Source organism: Terribacillus halophilus (assembly GCF_900162685.1).
In the GTDB taxonomy this organism is placed as follows: Bacteria; Bacillota; Bacilli; order Bacillales; family Amphibacillaceae; genus Terribacillus; species Terribacillus halophilus_A.
In genome coordinates this window covers 579,370-599,596 of sequence record NZ_LT727827.1, presented here as the reverse complement: position 1 = coordinate 599,596, position 20,227 = coordinate 579,370, and the positions used below count along the sequence as shown (strand labels likewise).

Annotated in this window: 21 protein-coding genes and 1 other annotated feature (1 of these 22 cut by a window edge); of the genes, 18 read left to right on the top strand and 3 right to left on the bottom strand. The window is 44.2% G+C overall.

Going from position 1 to position 20,227, the window contains the following annotated elements; translation table 11 throughout:
- The first annotated feature begins 31 nt into the window (after positions 1-31).
- Complete coding sequence (locus tag B1K52_RS04065) at positions 32-1,501, top strand: nicotinate phosphoribosyltransferase (RefSeq protein WP_077305577.1); 1,470 nt, start codon at positions 32-34, stop codon at positions 1,499-1,501.
- 242 nt (positions 1,502-1,743) lie between these two features.
- Positions 1,744-2,016, top strand: a complete 273-nt coding sequence (locus tag B1K52_RS04060; RefSeq protein WP_077305575.1) for an HU family DNA-binding protein — start codon at positions 1,744-1,746, stop codon at positions 2,014-2,016.
- 49 nt (positions 2,017-2,065) lie between these two features.
- Here B1K52_RS04060 and B1K52_RS04055 read toward each other — a convergent pair whose 3' ends face one another.
- On the bottom strand, positions 2,066-2,476 hold the full coding sequence (locus B1K52_RS04055) for a hypothetical protein (protein ID WP_077305574.1): 411 nt from the start codon (positions 2,474-2,476) through the stop codon (positions 2,066-2,068).
- A 12-nt stretch (positions 2,477-2,488) separates the two neighbouring features.
- Entirely contained in the window at positions 2,489-3,127 is a 639-nt protein-coding gene (locus B1K52_RS04050; protein WP_077305571.1) for a serine/threonine protein kinase, read from the bottom strand.
- Positions 3,128-3,325: 198 nt separating this feature from the next.
- Here B1K52_RS04050 and B1K52_RS04045 point away from each other — a divergent pair, with 198 nt between their 5' ends.
- From B1K52_RS04045 to B1K52_RS03990, 12 genes are all read left to right on the top strand, one after another.
- Positions 3,326-3,919 (top strand): DinB family protein, encoded by a 594-nt coding sequence (locus tag B1K52_RS04045; RefSeq protein WP_256855832.1) that lies wholly within the window; start codon positions 3,326-3,328, stop codon positions 3,917-3,919.
- 256 nt (positions 3,920-4,175) lie between these two features.
- Complete coding sequence (locus B1K52_RS04040) at positions 4,176-4,565, top strand: sporulation protein (protein WP_179106457.1); 390 nt, start codon at positions 4,176-4,178, stop codon at positions 4,563-4,565.
- Between the two features lie 177 nt (positions 4,566-4,742).
- Positions 4,743-6,071 carry a hemolysin family protein gene (locus B1K52_RS04035; RefSeq protein WP_077305568.1) on the top strand — a complete coding sequence of 443 codons (1,329 nt, stop codon included), beginning with the start codon at positions 4,743-4,745 and terminating at the stop codon, positions 6,069-6,071.
- Positions 6,072-6,145: 74 nt separating this feature from the next.
- Positions 6,146-6,952, top strand: a complete 807-nt coding sequence (locus B1K52_RS04030; protein ID WP_256855831.1) for a helix-turn-helix domain-containing protein — start codon at positions 6,146-6,148, stop codon at positions 6,950-6,952.
- 80 nt (positions 6,953-7,032) lie between these two features.
- The gene (locus B1K52_RS04025; RefSeq protein ID WP_077305566.1) at positions 7,033-8,184 is read left to right on the top strand and encodes a Gfo/Idh/MocA family protein; all 1,152 of its coding nucleotides are present in this window, start codon (positions 7,033-7,035) and stop codon (positions 8,182-8,184) included.
- 13 nt (positions 8,185-8,197) lie between these two features.
- Complete coding sequence (locus B1K52_RS04020; RefSeq protein ID WP_077305565.1) at positions 8,198-9,373, top strand: dihydrodipicolinate synthase family protein; 1,176 nt, start codon at positions 8,198-8,200, stop codon at positions 9,371-9,373.
- Positions 9,370-10,188: a sugar phosphate isomerase/epimerase family protein gene (locus tag B1K52_RS04015; protein WP_077305563.1), complete on the top strand. Its 819-nt coding sequence runs from the start codon at positions 9,370-9,372 to the stop codon at positions 10,186-10,188. Before B1K52_RS04020 ends, B1K52_RS04015 begins: the two co-directional genes overlap by 4 nt.
- A 14-nt stretch (positions 10,189-10,202) precedes the next feature.
- Positions 10,203-11,294: a Gfo/Idh/MocA family protein gene (locus B1K52_RS04010; protein ID WP_077305561.1), complete on the top strand. Its 1,092-nt coding sequence runs from the start codon at positions 10,203-10,205 to the stop codon at positions 11,292-11,294.
- Entirely contained in the window at positions 11,291-12,478 is a 1,188-nt protein-coding gene (locus B1K52_RS04005; protein WP_077305559.1) for a Gfo/Idh/MocA family protein, read from the top strand. Before B1K52_RS04010 ends, B1K52_RS04005 begins: the two co-directional genes overlap by 4 nt.
- A 61-nt stretch (positions 12,479-12,539) precedes the next feature.
- Positions 12,540-13,550 (top strand): TRAP transporter substrate-binding protein, encoded by a 1,011-nt coding sequence (locus B1K52_RS04000; protein ID WP_077305557.1) that lies wholly within the window; start codon positions 12,540-12,542, stop codon positions 13,548-13,550.
- A 38-nt stretch (positions 13,551-13,588) separates the two neighbouring features.
- Complete coding sequence (locus B1K52_RS03995; RefSeq protein WP_179106456.1) at positions 13,589-14,080, top strand: TRAP transporter small permease; 492 nt, start codon at positions 13,589-13,591, stop codon at positions 14,078-14,080.
- Positions 14,077-15,384 carry a TRAP transporter large permease gene (locus tag B1K52_RS03990; RefSeq protein WP_077305553.1) on the top strand — a complete coding sequence of 436 codons (1,308 nt, stop codon included), beginning with the start codon at positions 14,077-14,079 and terminating at the stop codon, positions 15,382-15,384. Before B1K52_RS03995 ends, B1K52_RS03990 begins: the two co-directional genes overlap by 4 nt.
- Positions 15,385-15,430: 46 nt before the next feature.
- Here the strand turns inward: B1K52_RS03990 and B1K52_RS03985 are convergent, their stop codons facing one another.
- Entirely contained in the window at positions 15,431-15,916 is a 486-nt protein-coding gene (locus B1K52_RS03985; protein WP_077305551.1) for a hypothetical protein, read from the bottom strand.
- 137 nt (positions 15,917-16,053) lie between these two features.
- Here B1K52_RS03985 and B1K52_RS03980 point away from each other — a divergent pair, with 137 nt between their 5' ends.
- From B1K52_RS03980 to B1K52_RS03965, 4 genes are all read left to right on the top strand, one after another.
- A complete protein-coding gene (locus B1K52_RS03980) occupies positions 16,054-16,902 on the top strand; it encodes a DUF1206 domain-containing protein (protein WP_179106455.1) in 849 nt (282 codons plus the stop codon).
- A gap of 269 nt (positions 16,903-17,171) precedes the next feature.
- Entirely contained in the window at positions 17,172-17,582 is a 411-nt protein-coding gene (locus tag B1K52_RS03975) for a helical membrane plugin domain-containing protein (RefSeq protein WP_077305549.1), read from the top strand.
- A 30-nt stretch (positions 17,583-17,612) separates the two neighbouring features.
- Positions 17,613-18,791: an NAD(P)/FAD-dependent oxidoreductase gene (locus B1K52_RS03970; RefSeq protein WP_077305547.1), complete on the top strand. Its 1,179-nt coding sequence runs from the start codon at positions 17,613-17,615 to the stop codon at positions 18,789-18,791.
- Positions 18,792-18,939: 148 nt separating this feature from the next.
- On the top strand, positions 18,940-19,971 hold the full coding sequence (locus B1K52_RS03965; RefSeq protein ID WP_077305545.1) for an ion channel: 1,032 nt from the start codon (positions 18,940-18,942) through the stop codon (positions 19,969-19,971).
- A gap of 30 nt (positions 19,972-20,001) precedes the next feature.
- Positions 20,002-20,227: a binding site (T-box leader), on the top strand (it continues 21 nt past the right edge of the window).

Below are 20,227 nucleotides of genomic sequence, written 5' to 3'. Positions count from 1 at the left end.
AAGCACGGGCTGATTAGTGGAGGTTTCAAGCATGAGTTCGCAATATCCAGATGATGGACTGAGTTTACATACAGATCTGTATCAAATTAATATGGCGGAGACTTATTGGAATGATGGGATGCACGAAAAAAAGGCGGTTTTTGAGGTGTCGTTCCGGAAACTGCCGTTTGGCAATGGCTTTGCAGTGTTTGCAGGGCTTGAGCGTGTGATAGAGTACTTGCAGCAATTCCGGTTTACGGAAAGCGACTTACTTTATCTCAAAGATGAGTTAGGATACGGGGGCGATTTCCTAGCTTATCTGAAAGATTTACGCTTCACTGGGACAGTATATTCAGTTGTAGAAGGTGAGCTGGTGTTCAGCAATGAACCGCTCCTGCGCATCGAAGCACCATTAGCTGAAGCGCAGCTTGTTGAAACGGCAATTTTGAATATCGTTAATTACCAGACGCTGATTGCAACAAAAGCATCTCGAATCAAGCAGCTGCTTGGGGATGAGACTGCCCTTGAAATGGGAAGTCGCCGGGCGCATGAACTGGATGCAGCAGTGTGGGGAACAAGAGCTGCCTATATTGGCGGATTTGAGGCAACCTCAAATGTACGTGCTGGTAAAAAGTTTGGTATACCAGTAGCGGGTACACTTGCACATTCATTAATACAAGCATATCGTGATGAGTATATTGCTTTTACAAAATATGCGGAGCGACATAAGAATTGCACATTCCTTGTCGACACATACGATACCCTTCGTTCTGGTATTCCGAATGCAATTCGCGTTGCAAAAGAACAGGGCGATAAAATTAACTTTACTGCCATCAGACTTGATAGCGGTGACCTTGCTTACTTGTCCAAGAAAGCAAGAAAAGCGTTGGATGAAGCTGGATTTACCGATACAAAGATTTCCGCATCCAATGATTTAGATGAGGAAACAATCCTAAGTTTGAAAGCGCAAGGTGCAAAAATCGACATTTGGGGCATTGGCACAAAGCTGATTACAGCGTACGATCAGCCAGCATTAGGTGCGGTGTACAAGATGGTGAGCATCGAGGATAATGGTGCGATGCAGGATACAATCAAAATCAGCGGCAATCCGGAAAAAGTATCAACTCCTGGCTTGAAAAAGGTCTACCGAATTATCAATCGGATCAATAAGAAATCCGAGGGAGATTATATTGCCATGGAGGATGAAAATCCGCAGGAGGAGGATCATCTTAAGATGTTCCACCCTGTCCATACGTACGTGAGCAAGTTCGTAACAGATTATGATGCAGTTAACTTGCAGCAAACGATTTTCCGGGATGGCAAGCTTATATATGAGCTGCCGAAGATTGAGGATATCCAGACATATGCGAAAGCTAATTTGTCGCTTCTGTGGGATGAATACAAGCGTCCAAAATCGCCAGAGGAATATCCAGTGGATCTCAGCCAGAAATGCTGGGATAACAAGATGGAGAACATCCAAAAAGTAAAAGAACATGTAAAATCGTTAAATCAAACCACTTGATATGGTTACAATTCAAATTAATGGGAATAACTGTAGCATCGGTTGCTTGTTTTTTACATGGAAAACCTGTTAAAATGCTGTTGCAGCAATGTTAAGAATGTAGTTTAATAGTTCCTCTGACAAGCATACATGCTATAATAAGGAAATACGGGAACAGTTTGTTTCCCCAGATAACAACTGAACATACAGCTTTTACATCATCGTGAAGGTTTTGTATAAATTAATAAAATGAGGTGTTTTTCATGAACAAAGCAGAATTAGTAGAAGCAGTAGCACAACAAGCAGAATTATCTAAAAAAGAAGCAAGCAAAGCAGTAGACGCACTACTGGAAACAATCTCTGAAACACTTGCTAACGATGAAAAAGTACAGCTAGTCGGCTTCGGAACTTTCGAAGTGAGAGAGCGTGCTGCGCGTACTGGACGTAACCCGCAGACAGGTGAAGAAATCACAATCCCTGCATCTAAAGCGCCAGCATTCAAAGCAGGTAAAGATTTCAAAGAAGCTGTAAAATAAGAATAGCTCTAAAAAAAACTGCCGACGCAATGCTGCGTCGGCAGTTTTTTTATAATTTACTAACATGTGTAATAGATAGCTGACCGAGAACTGTCTCCACTTTCCATAAGGGCTCAAACATGGTGCGTAAGATAGCTGCTGTTGTATCGTCTGTTTCCAGACCCTGAACGGTCTTGTCATCTACGGCGTAATCCTTCCCTTCTTCCTTGCCGAAACGCAATTGGAGCAGGTTGCGGACGCCATTGAATGTAGGGAAAGAAATGCTGTAGCCTTCTGTTAGCGCAGCTGCTAATTTATCCTTTTTTGTCTCAAGTAATTCTGGATTGGCATCTGGATAGCTCGCTTTAATTGCAGTGATGTCATTTGCTTCAATTAGCGCTGCTGTATGCGTACGATCTAATCCGCTGTGGACAATACGTTCAATTTGGTATGCTTCTGCTTGTGAGATAGTAATGGTCATCGTCAGTCTCCTTTATCGAATGGCTTTGTTAGGCGGTGCTTGAAATGTGAAGGATTTTCGTTTCTTGTAAAGATAGGCAATCAGTTCTAAGAGAAAGCTAGGTATTTTCTTTGGAAACACTTTTTTCTTATATAATTTTTCATACGCAACGTGCAAATCCTTCCACTGTGTACATTGTTTCTGCTGTCGGAATCGTGCGGGATCAATCAGTCGTACGTCGCCGGTTGGCGTTATTAAAATATTGCGCAGATGTATGTCCGAAGGATTCAATCCTTGTGCGGCAGCAAAGCGCAAGGCATGTTCAATTTCAACTATATGATGATCCCGAATCGGAATACCTTTACGCAGGCAATCGTACAATGTGTGACCAGGAATATAGTCCATGACTAAATAGTTCTGGCCAGCGTCGTACAAATCTGGGAAGAAGCGACTTGCTGCTAACGTTTGGTAGATTGCTGCTTCCTCGGCTGCGATATGCTGGAAGGCTGGAAAAAATACTTTTATTACAAGTGAAGATTCCAAGATTCGAAATGCAAATGCGCTCCGTCCGGTCCCGATTAGTTCAAGGGCGGATGGATATGCTTTCAGATTTGGCATGGAATCAGGTCCTGTCATTTGAATCTGTTCTGCAACCTGTTTGAAATCTGTCATTTTCAGCGCTCCTTTGCTGGGAAACAAGGGCTTGTACGGAGGAAGTATATTTATTTATACGCACAAACAACGAAGTCAGTGCATAAAATTAGTGAAAAGCTAGTCCATCCGCCGTTAAAAAACCTTGGACGTCCTGCTTTCTAGCTATTTTCACATAAATCAGGAATGAATCCTTTACCTTCAGGGAAAATAGCATTATTGTCATCTAAAGAGAACGAGCAGAAACTATATGAAGAAAAAGGTGATCCTATGCAAGAAAAACCTAGTAAAACGGAATACCCTGCTTATTATCAAGATTACATGAAACTAGTACCAGAAGGAAATATTGTTGCTTTATTTAAAGAACAAGAGCGCATGACAACAAATTTACTGCAAGGATTAACGGATCAACAAGCATCCTTTGCATACGAAACAGATAAATGGACAATTAAGGAAGTAGTTGGACATTTGACCGATACCGAGCGCATCCTTGCTTATCGGCTGCTGACAATTGCCCGCGGAGATGTAACGCCGCTGCCAGGTTTCCAAGAAGATGCTTATGTCCAGCAGGCGAATTTCACAGGTATGACCGTAGCTAGCCTGCTGGCACAGTATAAAGCTGTACGTGCTTCCACTATTGCGTTAGTAGAATCACTGAATGATCAAGATTGGACGAGACAGGGAATGGCCAATAATTACGTCACTTCTGTTCGGGCGCTTGTATATATCCTGCTTGGACATGAACGCCATCACCATAATATTCTGCATGAGCGGTACTTTGCTTCCGCAACTTACCCGATAAATCGAATGTAATCTGGGGTATATTGACAGAGATACAGAACTGGTGTAGACTTTATTTCAGATTAGTAGAATACGATTGTGATTGCTCCAAAGGGGAGTAGCTTCCAGTTAAGTCGACAATACGTGATAGCTTGCTGTCGCCGGTTTAACTGACAACGTCAAGTTGTTTGCCAGACCTTTGCCAATTTGGTGAAGGCTGATTACGGACTGGACCTTCATGATGTGGAGGTCCTTTTCATTTAGTATAAATAAATGGAGGAACAAAGCCGTGTTGAAGAAGTGTTTAGAGATGATGCAGATGCGGGCGCCATCCATTACGCTCGTACTGGACCAGGCAAGCTATCAAGCAGGTGAAAAGATTGAAGGGCATTTTCAGCTCCATGGCGGCTGGAAAGACCAGAGTTTAAACAGATTAGATTGCGATTTGGTTATAAAAAACAGCGCAAACGATAAAATAGTGAATATAAAGAATGTACTTAGCATCTTTATGACAAAGCAGCTGAAATCCAATGAGCAGGTGAATAAGCCGTTCACCTTCCGATTACCGGATGAATTGGAACCAAGCTCCACTACCACTATATATGAATTGAAGACCAAGCTTGTTTTTGCAAATGAAAAATGCGCAACCGATGATAGACAAGTTCGGATTTTAGCGTAGACATAAGATGAAGGGGGAGATTGCATTGGGAAGGCTTTGCTGAAGATAACATCATTACAGGATAGAAGTTTTGCTGGCGCTGTTCCTCGTCAAGGTGTCGCAGCTATTTTATTAATCTGCTTGTAAACTATCAAACAAATAAGTGAGGTGAATCCCTTCGTTTAAGAAGGGAACTAATTGGACCCATCAATAGTCATAAATTTAAGTTTAGTTGTGTTATTCATCATTTTTACAGCCTTTTTCGTAGGTGCAGAATTTTCTGTCGTGAAAGTGCGTATGTCGCGCATCGATCAGCTAGTCGCTGAGGGTAACAAACGGGCGATTATTGTTCGTAAACTAGTGGATAACCTGGATTATTATTTATCAGCTTGTCAGCTTGGAATTACGGTCACAGCCCTTGTATTAGGTGCGTTAGGTGAACCAACAGTTGAGAAAATACTGCATCCGCTTTTCGATGAGTTTGGCTTCTCCGAATCTTTGTCTACCATTCTCTCGTACGCAATTGCTTTTGCGTCGGTTACATTTTTACACGTTGTAATTGGAGAGCTGGCACCAAAGACACTGGCGATTCAATATACAGAGCAGCTGACATTAATCCTAGGACCGCCGTTGTATTGGTTTGGTAAATTGATGGCGCCATTCATTTATTTGCTGAACGGATCTGCGCGTGTATTTTTGAGAATGTTTGGTGTGAAGCCGGCAGCTCATGAGACAGCACACTCGGAGGAAGAACTGCGTATTATCATGACGCAGAGCTATCAAAGTGGTGAGATTAACAAAACAGAACTTAGTTATATGGAAAATATCTTCACATTTGATGAACGTGTAGCGAAAGATATCATGGTTCCGCGGACACAAGTGGTTACATTGGAAAAATCCATGACTGCTGCAGAAGTAATTGAAGTGATTGATGAACATCAATTTACCCGTTACCTAGTGACAGATGATGGAGATAAAGACCATATTATCGGATTCGTTAATGTGAAAGAAATGCTGACAGATTTTGCTGCCGGCAGAAGGCAGAACCTGCCTAACTTCATCCATGAACTGCCTACTATTCATGAAGGAACTTCACTGCAGAATGCCCTTCTGAAGATGCAGACAGAACGTGTACACATAGCGCTTGTGGTGGATGAGTATGGCGGTACAGCAGGTATTCTTACGATGGAAGACATCTTAGAAGAAATTGTTGGTGAAATTCACGACGAGTTTGATGATGATGAAGTACCGGATATCCAGGAAGTCGATGGTCTTACTTATCATATCAATGGTCGTGTACTGCTGGATGATCTTGAAGATCAATTTGACTTTGAATTTGACGATCGGAATGATGTGGATACAATCGGCGGCTGGATTTTCGTCAAGAGTGATGAAGTTGAGGATAAGACAACTGTCGTGGATGAAGCAGGAAATGAGTGGGAGGTTATCGAAATGGATAACCATCAGATCCTAATGATTGAACTGCGCATCCTGGAACAAAAACAGCTTCCTGTCATGGAAGCGTGAAAACAAGAGTGAAGAAAAAGGCCGGGATGCCTGCTGTGCATCCCGGCCTTTTTTTATATGGAGGTATAAAAACATTGAGTGAGAAGCATACCATTAAACTTTATGAAAATAAGCACCAAGAAAAAAATGAGGTTGCCCGGCATCAGCACGATATCTCTCATCAGCTGCTTTATGTTTTGGATGGAGAAGGGAGATGTGAACTGCATAATACCAGCCAAGAGCTGCGGCCGGACAGTATTGTGCTCATTTCTCCGCATACGGAGCATGCTATTCACGCTCTTTCGAAAATGACAGTGCTTGTACTGGAATTTAATAGCCATCATCTGGCAGAGGATGTTAACGCTTATTTAGTGAAACCAGTTTTCTTGGTATCGCGCGTGTTAAATCTCTCCCTGTTTGAAAGCAGTGAGATTCGGCAGCTGCTGCGGAAGATGCTGTTCGAGCAATCGCAAGTTCATCCTATTCATGCAATAGGACTAAAGCTATTGTTGGCACAAGTTCTGTATCAACTGACGATCATGCAGCAGGAGGATATGACGCAGGATATGAATGCCAGAAGAGCAAAATGGCTGAAGAACTATTTAGAAACTCGATATTTTGAGATTACAAGTATGGAAGAGCTGGCAGCGAAAGCAGGAGTGAGCAGTCGCTATATGAATCAGGTTTTCAAAGAAATGTATGATACAACGCCATATCAATTTCTAACAGAAGTGAGGCTGGTAAAGGCAAAGAAAATGCTGCAAGAATCAGATCGAGAGATTGTCTCTATCTGCTTTGAAGTTGGATTTGAAGCAGTATCGACCTTTTATCGGGTGTTTAAAAAATATGTCGGCGTTACGCCAAATGTTTACAGGCGAACGACAGATGACTTCCGAAATTGAGAATTTCTGAAAAGATTGATAAGATAAATGAAAACGCTTTATTTATACTGTTCTTAAAAGAATAGTGGGAGGGCGTTAGAATGGCAGCAAAGAAAATTGGGATTATTATGAACGGTGTAACAGGAAGAATGGGGACGAACCAGCATTTAATTCGATCCATCGCAGCTATTCGTGCAGAAGGAGGCGTGCTGCTTTCAAATGGAGAACGCCTTATGCCGGATCCAATCTTGGTTGGTAGAAATGAAGAGAAGCTTTCTAAGCTTGCCAGAGAAAATAATGTGGAGCGTTATAGTACGGACCTGGAAGCCGCATTGGCAGATGACTATAACGTTATCTACTTTGATTCCCAAACAACAAATCGCAGAGAAGAGAGTATTCAACAAGCAATCAAAGCAGGTAAACATATTTATTGTGAGAAGCCTACAGCTACAAGTCTTGAGGGTTCTTTAGAATTAGCGAGATTGGCGCGCGAGGCCGGAGTAAAGAACGGTGTGGTGCAAGATAAGCTTTTCCTTCCGGGATTGCTAAAGCTGAAGCATTTAATCGATAGTGATTACTTTGGTGACATATTGTCTGTGAAGCTGGACTTTGGTTATTGGGTGTTCGAAGGTGACTGGCAGGAAGCACAGCGTCCAAGCTGGAATTACCGGGCCGAAGATGGCGGCGGTATTATCGTCGATATGTTTGCGCATTGGCGCTATGTGATTGACCACCTATTCGGTGAGATTGACAGCATGACGTGCATTGGAGCAACACATATTCCTTATCGAGTTGACGAAGCGGGTAATCGCTACAAAGCAACAGCGGATGATGCTGCATATGCTATTTTCGCTTTGAAGAACGGTGTTGTCGTGCAAGCCAATTCTTCTTGGACGACTAGAGTTGATCGAGATGATCTTGTTACATTCCAAGTGGATGGCACATTGGGAAGCGCGGTCGCTGGTTTGCGTGATTGTAAGGTTCAGCATCGTGTAACAACACCAAAGCCAGTTTGGAATCCGGATATTCCGAATACAATCGATTTCCGTTCCCAGTGGGAATCACTGCCGGAAAACCGCACATACGACAATGGATTCAAAATTCAGTGGGAACAGTTCTTGCGACATGTGGAAGAAGATGCCGCATTCCCTTGGGACTTGCTTGAAGGTGCAAAAGGTACCCAGCTGTCTGACTTAGGGTTAAAAGCATGGCATGAGAAGAAGTGGGTCACTGTACCGAGCCTGGAAATCTAAAGGAGGAAGCGGCATGACAACAATTCTTTTACCAAAGCAAGGAGGTTCCTTGGAGCCGTATACAATGATTCACTCAGCTTCTACTTACCCGACAGAAGGGACTTTCCGAACACGGACGGCTTACTCCGCTGCGCATGTTGTGGCGGACACAAAGTCGTCGGCACATCCGATACTTGGCGGAGCGATAGATTGGGATGCTACGCTTGCCTATCGAAAATCACTGTGGAAGCTTGGCTTCGGTGTAGCAGAAGCAATGGATACAGCGCAGCGAGGGATGGGCCTTACATGGGAAATGGCAAAGGAACTGATTTCGACTAGTGCACAAGAAGCGAAAAAGGAGAATGCACTGCTCGCTTCCGGTGCAGGCACAGATCATCTTGAGTCAGACAAGAAATATACATTAGCTGAAATTAAGCAAGCGTACGAGGAACAGACGGTCTTCGTTGAAGGGACCGGCAGCCGAATCATCTTAATGGCAAGCCGTGCATTAGCTGCAAGCGCTCGTTCTGCAGCCGATTATAAAGACGTTTACGGACATGTACTGAAAGGCGTAAATCAACCGGTTATCCTCCACTGGCTTGGACCGATGTTTGATCCAAAGCTTACGGGCTATTGGGGAACAGAAACAATCAGCCATGCGATGGATGCTTGTTTGGAACTGATACATCAAAATGAAGCAAAAATCGATGGTATTAAGATCTCACTGCTGGATAAAGACAAGGAAATAGAGATGAGAGCGAAGCTGCCAGCATCTGTTCGTATGTATACAGGAGATGATTTTAATTATCCGGAGCTGATACAAGGAGACGGCGAGCAATATAGCCATGCACTTCTCGGAATCTTTGATGCAATTGCACCGGCAGCATCCGAAGCGCTGCGTGCGCTTGATGCTGATGATATTGAAGGATATCGAGAGATTTTTGATAAAACAGTACCTCTTGCCCGACATATTTTCGAGACGCCAACTTATGCTTACAAAACAGGTGTTGTATTCTTGGCCTATCTCAATGGCCATCAATCACACTTTAGAATGATTGGCGGAGCAGAAGGGGCACGATCTGTTCTCCACTTGAGCGAACTCTTCCGGCTGGCGGATCAAGCAGGTGTACTTGTAGATCCAGCTCTCGCTGTCCAGCGCATGCAGCTCGTATTAAAGCTTGCTGGGATTGAACAGCAGGTGAGGATATGACGAAAGCAAATCTGCAGCTGCTCAGTCTCAATCAGATTACGACAGAAAATTGGTCGCTTTCGGAAGCGATTCAAGGATGTGCACGACACGATATTCACTGGATATCTATTTGGCGGCATAAGTTAGAGGAGCTCGGTGTAAAGGAAGCAAGAAAACTGCTGACGGAATATGGTGTGCAAGTATCCAGCCTTTGCCGCGGCGGTATGTTCCCAGCAGCGACGGAGCGGGAAAGACAGCAGCGCATTGATGACAATAAGCGAGCAATTGAGGATGCAAAGGCGTTGGGGACAGATGTGCTTGTGCTCGTATGCGGACCGGCGCCCGACAAGAATATCAAACAGGCTCGTCATTGGGTCGAGGCAGGAATCGAAGCGATTCTTCCGTATGCTGAAGAACTAGGTGTGAAGCTTGGTATTGAACCGCTGCATCCGATGTACGCTGCCGATCGCTCTGTTATTAATACATTGGGGCAGGCAAATACACTGACAGAGCGTCTGCAATCCGATCATCTTGGTGTTGTAGCGGATGCCTTCCACATCTGGTGGGATCCCGAGCTGGAACACCAGATAGCTCGTGCAAAAGGAAAGTTATTGGGCTTCCATGTTTCTGACTGGAAGGTGCCAATGCGGGATATGTTTAAAGGTCGGGCGATGATGGGGGACGGTGTGATTGATTTGCGCGGGATGCGCAGCATGGTAGAGGAAGCAGGCTATCATGGTCCGATTGAAGTGGAAATTATCAATCAGGAAATCTGGGATCAGCCAGGTGATGACGTACTTCATCAAATGAAGCAATGTTACCAGGCGCATGTGTAAAGGAGAGTTGTGAAATGGCACTTCTGCATCAGCTAGAAGAATTAGCCCAAAACATTGCTGCTTCTGGCAAAAAAGATCCGGTACCTTTCACTTTTTCGGTGGCAGGGCTGGATCACCCGCATATTTACAGCATGACACAAGGGTTGCTGGATGCAGGCGCACAGCTTGTACACGTTTATGACAAGAACATAGACCAGTCGAAGGCATTTGTGGAGAAATTTCGTACTGGAGAAGTTGTTTCGGAGTTGTCCCATATCCTCCATAGTGAAGTGGCTTTAGTAGCGACAAGTATTGTGCCATCTGAACGATGCGATTTAGGTATTCAAGTGCTGGAGCATGATAAGCATTTTCTGTCGGCGAAAGCTCCTTTTACGACAATGGATCAGCTGCTTGCAGCAAAAGAAGCTGTACGCCGTACAGGGAAGAAGTGGGCTGTATTCTATAGTGAGCGTTTAGCGGTTGAAGCTGCACTGCTCGCGGATGAGATTGTGCAGCACGACTTGATTGGTGATCTATTCCAGTTAACTGGGTCGGGGCCGCATCGACTGCAGGCAGGCACGCGGCCTGAATGGTTTTTCGATCCATCGAAAAACGGAGGGATACTCTGTGATATCGGCAGTCATCAGATTGAGCAGCTGCTGCATTACAGCAGAACTTTAGAAGCAATCGTACTGCACAGCAAGGTAGCGAACTATGCGCATCCTCAATACGGAGCGTGGCAGGATTTTGGCGATGCGACCCTAGTGACGGACTCAGGCATCAGCCAGTATTTCCGTGTTGACTGGTTCACACCTGCTGGACTTCGGGTCTGGGGAGACGGCCGTACGGTACTGCATGGAACGAACGGGTTTGTTGAGCTGCGCAAATATACAGATGTCGCGCGTTCTGCTGAGGGAGAGCATCTGTATCTCGTGACAGATCACGATGAAATATACTTTCCGGTAAAGGGGAAGGTTGGAATTCCTTATTTCAGCCAGTTGATTGGTGATTGTGTGTATGGGACGGAAGTGGCGATGAGCCAGGAACATACATTTCGGGCGGCGGCTTTGGCGATTCAAGCACAGGAAAAAGCCATCAGTCTGACGAAGGCAGGGGAGAATCGATGAAGCAAAAAGTCGTTTTAGTTGGGATGAATGGATATGGCGAGCATTATCTAGAAGCACTATTAAATCGAGAAGATATCGTCTTCGCTGGTATTGTGGAAATTCATCCGGAGAAAAGCACACTTTTAGAACAAGTGAAGCAGCAGGAGATTCCGATATTTAAAACAATCGAAGCTTTCTATCAGCAGAATAAGGCGGACTTGGCAATCATCGCCACACCTATTCATTTGCACACAGAGCAGGCGATATGTGCACTCCAGCATGAATCGAATGTACTTTGTGAGAAGCCAATATTTGCTGATATGCAGGATCGCGATCGATGGGAGCAGGCAATAGCAGCATCTGGCAAGTGGGCAGCTATTGGTTTTAACTGGTCGTTCACGGCACCTATTCTAGAGTTGAAGGAAGACATCCGCCGAGGTATCTATGGAAAACCAAAACAGCTGAAAACGTTAGTATTATGGCCGCGGGATGAAAATTACTTTGCTCGTTCGGCATGGTCAGGGAGGCTGGCAACTGCTAATGGAAAGCTGATTCGTGACAGTGTAGCGAATAATGCTGCTGCGCATTTTATTCATAATATGTTGTTTGTGTTAGGAGAAGAACTGCAGCGAACCGTGCAAGTTAATTGTCTGGAAGCTGAGCTTTACCGAGCAAATGATATTGAAACATTTGATACTTGCGCGATCCGTTTGGAAACAGAGGGTGATTGCGAATTGCTTTTTCTTGGATCACATGCAACAGCAAAAGAACAAGGTCCGCAATTTCTATATACGTTTGAAAAAGGGCACATTGTGTATGATTGCAATCTTGACCAAGGCGTTATTACAGCTTATGCGGAAGATGGGCAAGAGAAAGTTTATGGAAATCCGCAAGCAAATCATCTCGATAAATTAGACTATTGTATTGCTGCGTTGAGAGATGGTAGAGACATTCCGTGTACTTTTGAAACGGCAATTGGTCATGCAGCAGTTATTGAAGCTGTGCATCGAGCAGTGCCGGAGAGTCACCCGTTTCCGACAGAAGTACAGCAGATGATTGGCGATATGAGAACGGTTACTGAATTAGAGGAAATATTGCACGCATGTTTTGTGAAAGGAAAGCTTCCAAATGAATTGCAGATTCCGTGGAGCAGACCTGCCAAACAGGCTGAAGTTGTTATAACACTGCAAAAAGGCAGCCCCTAATTCGGGTCTGTCAAATACGATATTTTGTAAGCGCTTTATACTATAGTGTGGAGGGTGAAGCATGAAGCGAGCAAAAACGACGTGGTTGATTCTTGCTGTTTTACTGCTTGGGATTGTTGTGCTGATGATTGTTGGTCCATCAACAGATGCAGCTGAACAGGAGACAAAAAAACTGACGATGGGACATATTCACAACCCAAATAGTCCGGTTTATGCCAGCTTAGAGGAATTCACAGGTGAACTAGAGGAGCGCACGGACGGAGTAATTTCGACTGATATTTACACAGAAGGCAGTCTTGGTGGAGAAAGAGTTATGCTGGAACTTGTCCAAAATGGTGTAGTGGATATGGCGAAAGTAAACGGCGGTGTGCTGGAGAGCTTTTATCCCGATTTTTCTATTTTTAGTCTGCCATACGTGTTCGAGGATGAAGAACACTTCAAAAAGGTCATGCAGTCAGAGATTGTAAAGAACCTTTATAAAGAGCTGGAAGAGGTAGGCTTGCATGGTGTTGCTTATTACGATGCTGGAGCACGTAGTTTCTATACAGCTGACAAACCAATTCAGACTCCCGACGATTTGCATGGACTAAAGATCCGTACGATGACAAATACAACATCCATTCGCACGATGGAACTGCTTGGTGCCTCTCCGACTCCGCTGCCTGCGCCAGAAGTATATACAGGACTGCAACAGGGTGTGATTGACGGTGCCGAGAGTAGTCCAATTGCCCTTACGGATGCGAACCATGGTGAGGTTGCTAAATTCTTTTCTTACGATGAACATACGCGTATTCCAGATTTCCTAATTATGAGTGAGAAAACGTGGGACAGCTTAACACCCGATCAGCAGCAGGCTGTGGAGGAGTCAGCAGCAATTTCCTCCGAAAACCATAATGCCCGCTGGGATCAGTTAATCGAGGAAAGCATCAAAAAGGCGGAGGATGAGATGGGTGTCACGTTTAATGAACTGGACCAAGCCCCCTTTAAAGAACTTGTACAGCCGCTGATAGAAGAACGACGAAAAGATCCGGAGATTGCCAAGGTGCTTGATGACATTGCAGCGTTGGAGTAGTAAACAGCCTTACAGAAAATGGATAGGAGCTGAATGAGGTGGAAAAAATACGATACTGGGTAGATAAAAGTATCTTGCTTGTAACCTGTACATTGACTGTCTTCTTGGTCGCCGGTGCTATTTGGCAGGTTTTCACTCGCTTTGTCTTGCAAAATCCAAGTGTGTTCACAGAAGAAGTATTACGTTTCTCCTTCATCTGGGTCGGATTGCTGGGAGCCAGTTATGCTTTTGGTATGAAGGAGCATATAGCCCTGACGTTTTTAATGTCTAAGTGGAAGCATAAAAAAGATAAAAAAGCTGCTGAAATTATAATCGAAGTGACAGTTTTGCTGTTTATGATAATCGTTTTTATCATTGGCGGTTCACAGCTTATGCTGGAGACGATGACACAGACTTCGCCAGTTCTTGGTTTGCCAATGGGATATGTGTATGCAGCGCTGCCGCTATCGGGGCTGTTGACGGTGTATTACATTGTTACGAATCGACTCATGGCACGTAAAGAAGCAGCTAGAAGGAGGCATGCCGCATGACGAGTGTTGCGCTTGCAGGTATCGTGTTGTTTGGGCTTTTCTTTCTCCTTATCTTCTTTGGTGTTCCGATTGCTGTCAGTATTGGGTTGTCGACTTTAGTAGCCGGTCTTACGCTGCTGCCTTTCGATGAGGTACTGGTTGTCGTAGCACAGCAGTTTGTTACCGGAATAGACAGCTTTGTACTTCTATCATTGATCTTCTTTACGTTGGCAGGCAGCATCATGAATACAGGCGGGATTGCACAGCGGCTAATCAACTTTGCAAAGCTGCTGGCAGGACGGATGCCGGGATCTTTAGCTCACACAAATGTAATCGGGAATACATTGTTCGGCGCCCTATCTGGCTCGGCAATTGCCTCGGCGGCAACGATGGGGAAAATTATGTCTCCCTTACAGAAAAAAGAAGGCTATGATCCTACATATTCAGCTGCTGTTAATATTGCATCTGCGCCGGCAGGATTAATTATTCCGCCAAGTGGGACGCCAATTATCTATTCTGTGTTAAGCGGCGGAACTTCTATCGGAGCTTTGTTTATTGCGGGGTATCTGCCAGGAATTCTTATGGCAGTCTTAATTATGATAATGGCCTTTATAGTTGCCAAACGTAGAGGATATGCAGTCTCTGATCCCATTCGGTTCTCTCAAGCGATGAGAGTAACATTACAAGCTATCCCTAGTCTTCTGCTGATCGTAGTTGTTATTGGCGGGATATCACTGGGTGTGTTTACTGCTACAGAAGGGGCTGCTGTCGCTATCCTTTATGCAGTAGTATTGTGTCTGATTTACCGGAGCCTGACATGGAAAGATATTCCTGTAATTCTGCGGGATACAGTCATCTTCTCTGGAGTTATCTTACTGCTTATCGGTGCCTCATCTGCTATGTCCTGGATCTTATCTTACTCCAAGCTGCCGCAGTTCGTCAGCGAAGGGATTCTCCAGCTCAGTGATAATAAGATGATCCTAATCTTGATCATGGTTCTTTTGCTGCTGCTGGTCGGAACATTTATGGATATTGCGCCAGCATTGCTCATCTTTACACCGATACTCTTGCCAATTGCTTTGGAACTAGGTGTGCATCCGGTACACTTTGGGATGATTATGTCCATGGGACTGGCCATTGGTACCATTACGCCGCCGGTGGGAACGGTACTCTTCATTGGATCGAAAGTTGGGGATGTATCGATTGAACAGGTAACCAAACCACTGCTGCTCTTCTATATTCCAGTCATAATAGCCTTCCTGGCTGTGGCTTATATTCCGGCTATAAGTTTGTGGCTTCCAGAGCTAATGGGAGTATTGGAATAAACAAAAAAGGCCTTCTCTCCTAAAAGAAGGCCTTTTTTGTATGATATCAATAACAGCTAAATGCTTCGACGCGATTTAAATCAATGCCAAAATACTGCCAGCGGAACTGCTGTGATCGCCAGCGGAAACCAGCGATAGAAGTGCGGCCGACAAATACTGGGTAGTACCAGAAGCGCTGGCCGTTTTCGAGTTGCATGTAAGTGTATCGATATAGACAGAATCTAATTCCGCCAGGATCTACTGCAAATGTAGAAGGTCCGCCACTACTGCTAACTGACTGCAGCTGCGGAATCTGTGACGGCGGCGGTCCTGGTGGTCCGAAAGAAGACTGCCCTTGCTGCTGTCCGCCTTGCCCGCCAGAGCCAGAAGGAGGTCCGAATGGGAAGCCGCCCTGTCCGCCTTGCCCGCCAGAGCCAGAAGGAGGCCCAAATGGAAAGCCGCCTTGCCCGCCAGAGCCAGGTCCGCCGAAACCTGGCAGTCCAGGAAATTGAATTTGTCGATGCTGAATTTGCTTATCGTTTTTGTTGTACATCACTATTCTCCCTTCTTACTTCTTCTCTATCGTATGTAACGAATTGGATTTGGGTAGCTTGCCTAGTAAATTTACATGTGTTTCTTTGCAGAGCACGATGGGAATAGGCTTTGAAAACGGGAAAGGAAGGCGTGCATATGGCTGAAAAACAAGAAGCGAAACAAAAAGCAAGTGAAGCAAAGGAAGAAGCAAAGCCGTGGGTCCGCAGGTTCGGGCGATTCGGTTATATGTCTCAAGGAATTGTTTATGCCCTTATCGGTATCCTGGCATTTTTGGCAGCACTGCATATCGGGGGTAAGACAACAGGTACAGGAGGTATGCTGCAAAGACTAGCGACTTTGCCTTTCGGAAATATCGTCTTATGGTTGATTGGGGTTGGTCTTATTGGCTATGTATGCTGGGTTGTTATTTTAGCAATCAAAGATCCAAACAAAGAAGAAAACGGAGCAAAAGGAATAATCGTTCGGATAGGTTATGGTATCAGCGCTATTATATATGCGAGCATTGCCGTCAATGCACTTCGCTATGCAGCTACCAATCAGGGAAGCAGTGGAGACAGCCAACAGTCCATTTCCGCTCAGCTTCTTTCTTATCCATTAGGAAAGTGGCTCATTGCAGGGATTGGAGTAATTATTATTGGATATGGTATATATGAGTTATTCAGCGGAATAACAGGCAGGTTTATGAACAAATTCAACGTTCATGAAATGAACAAACATGAACAACGTATCGGTCGTCAATCCGGGCGTATCGGACTGATTAGCAGAGGAGTCGTTTTTGGACTGATTGGATTCTTTTTCATCCTTACTTCCATCCAGTCTAATCCTGATAAAGCGAAAGGACTTGATGGGGCACTGGCTGAACTGGCACAGCAGCCATACGGCCGGTGGCTGCTCGGCATTGTTGCTCTCGGTTTTATTCTGTTCGGGTTGTACAGTGTCATTCGCGGCCGCTATCAGCAAATGAGTTTTGGGAAACGTGTATAATCTGATTGCTATCTTCTAAAGATAGGGGAAGCTGCAAATTTTAAAGAAGTGGAAGGGCTTTAATTTGTCTTATTTTTTGAACATATAATAGGAAATTAAAAAAACGTTAACCTAAGTGAAATATCTTTTGACAAGTTCTAAAAGTAGGAGTAAAGTTGGAAGTGGATATTTTGAGCAATTTGTGAACGTACAGTTGTGAACAAATTCACAACAAAGTATAATGTTTACGTATAAATATATTGGATTGCCATAGCAAAGGAGAATACGTTATGTCTGAAACAAACGAAAGTGTTAGCCAGAGCCAACAGGACCTTATTGGCCAATTGCTAAAGCCTGAAGTACAAGAATCATTGACTTCTTTGATTGATCAGCTGCCAAAAATCAATGAGCTTGTGAATGCGTTAACAGCATCTTACGATTTTGCACAAGCTGTTGCAACGGATGATGTTTTGAAATCTGATACGGTTGGTGCTATTACAGAGGTGCTTCACCCAGTAACAGATTCTGTGAAAACAGTTGCCCAAACTGCAATTGAAGCGAAAGACCGTGCTGAAACAAGCAATGAAACAATCGGAGTATTCGGTTTGCTTCGTCTTATGAAGGATCCGCAAGCGCAAAAAATGTTCCGTTTTGTTCAAAGCTATTTGGAAGTAGCAAACGAAAAAGAAAAACAAAAATAAGAGCTTAAAGGTAAGGACGGAGGATTAAGTATGGCAAAGAATATCGTTATTTTAGGCGCCGGTTATGGCGGAGTCTTAGCCGCTCAAACTGTACGTAAGTACTACAGCAAAGCAGAAGCAAATGTGACACTTATCAATAAAACATCGACACACCAAATTATCACTGAGCTTCACCGTCTTGCAGCGGGCAGTATTTCCGAGCAAGCAGTAGCAATGCCTGTAACGAAGCTTCTAAAAGGTTTGGATGTTGATTTTAAAGTAGCAACAGTAGAAAGCTTCAACGTTGACACGAAAGAAGTTGTCCTAGAAGGCGGCAATACACTTTCTTATGATGCATTGGTAGTTGGACTTGGAAGCAGAACTGCTTACTTCGGTATCCCTGGATTGGAAGAAAACAGTCTTGTATTGAAATCCGTTGCAGATGCTAACAAAGTATTCAACCAAATCCAAGATAAAATCAAAGCGTATGCAGCATCGAAAAATCCTGCAGACGCAACAATTCTAATCGGTGGCGGCGGTCTGACTGGTGTTGAGCTAGTTGGCGAAATCGCAGACAAGCTTCCTTCTTACTGCTTGCCTCACGGTGTAGATCCAAAAGAAATCAAGTTGCAGCTTGTTGAGGCTGGTCCTAAGGTTCTTCCAATGCTTCCACAGCATCTTATTGATCGCGCACAATCCAGCTTGGAAAAACGCGGCGTTGAATTCTTGCTTGGTTTGCCTGTAACGAACGTAGAAGGCAACGTTGTAGAATTAAAAGATGGTCAGAAGATCGAAACAAATACATTTGTTTGGACTGGCGGCGTACAAGCCTTCCCAATGGTAGCAGAGTCTGGCTTAGAAACAGACCGCGGCCGTGCAACTGTAAACACGCATTTGCAGTCTAAGAGCCATCAAGATGTATTCGTTGTCGGTGACAGCGCAGTATACTTCGGTGAAGACGGTCGTCCTTGGCCGCCAACAGCTCAGATTGCTTGGCAAATGGGTGAGCTAGTAGGATACAACCTATTCGCTTTTCTTGAAGGAAAAACAATGGAAGAGTTCAGCCCGATCAACTCCGGTACACTTGCAAGCCTTGGCCGCAAGGATGCTGTAGCATTCATCGGTGCTAACCAAACACCATTGAAAGGTCTTCCAGCGACAATGATGAAAGAAGCAAGTAATATCCGCTACTTGACTCACGTAAAAGGCCTATTCAGCTTAGCTTACTAATAAGAGTAAGAAAAAACACTTCCGCCTGGAAGTGTTTTTTTTTTACATGTACCTTCTCCTTTCTAGTGGAAAAATACTGTAAAATTATTATTTCTGTATTTATTCTGCATTGGATACCCAGTTATAATAGTGGCAAGGAGGAGTTAAGATGCTTATTTTCATTCGCTTGTGGAAGCGTGTTACATCTATAAATTTTCTCTCGATAGCTATAGCTTCAGTTATTGTCGTCATGACAGGGACAGTGGGTATTCACTTTATCGAAAGAGAGAATTTTCCGTCTTGGTTTGATGGGTTCTGGTGGACAATGACAACTGTCACAACAGTCGGATATGGGGACTTTTACCCGGAGACAGTACCAGGAAGATTAATTGGGATATTTCTGTTTTTATTTGGGATTGGTGTGATTGGTGTACTAATTGGCAAGATTGCGGACGGTGCTTCGGCATTTAAGCAAATGCAAAAGGAGGGAAAGTTATTGATTAAAAGAAGTGGTCATTATATATACATAGGCTGGTCTAGAAAGGTGAAAAAATCAATAGAAGAAGTAATGGCAAATGAAGCCGACGCCTATATAGTAATAATTGACGACAGAGGAGAGCACCCATTTGAGCATGAGCACATTGCCTTCGTCCAAGGGGACCCCACGGATGAAGCAACACTCAAGCAGGCGAATCTTTTAGAAGCAGCACGTGTTGCTGTGTTTTCTGACCCGACATTGGATTCTACACTTTTGGCAGATGCCAAGACACTATTAATTGCATCTGCAGTCGAGGGGATTTCCAAAGCTGAGAATGTAAATATACATACAGTTGTTGAAATCAATAATGAGTCACATATTCCTAAATTCGAGCATATTTCGATTGATGATTTTATCTTGTCGAACGACTCTGTCTCATTATTGATGGCGAAAGCTGTTCTTACACCTGGAACTTCTAATATGTTCCGTCAGCTTTTAAGTAAACAGCATGGAAGCAACATTCATGAAGTGAAACCTAAGGCTGAGTGGAAGACATACGAAGACGCACAGCACGCCCTAGCAAAAGAAGGAATGAATCTTTTCTGCATCAATGAGAACATGAATTTCCTGCTTGATAAAGAAGCCTCTTTAGAGCCGATCGATCGTTTGTTTGTTATAGCCAATGATGACGTGTATGAAAAGTTTAAACATCATATTGTGTAATGATTTGAATAGTGGTATTATAGTAAAAATTTACAAGTGATGAAGCGGAGCAGTATGGTATGTAAGCTCCTTCTACAGAGAGCCCTGTAAAGCTGAGAGGGGTGAAGGAGACCAGCCAGAACAAACCGTGGAGCTGTTTACCGGATTAAAATGATGGTAAGACGGGAGTGCCCGTTACAGCACAAGGTCTACGCAGTATATGCGTGTACTTTTTGAGCCTGACTAGGTGACTTGTCAGGAAACTAGGGTGGCACCG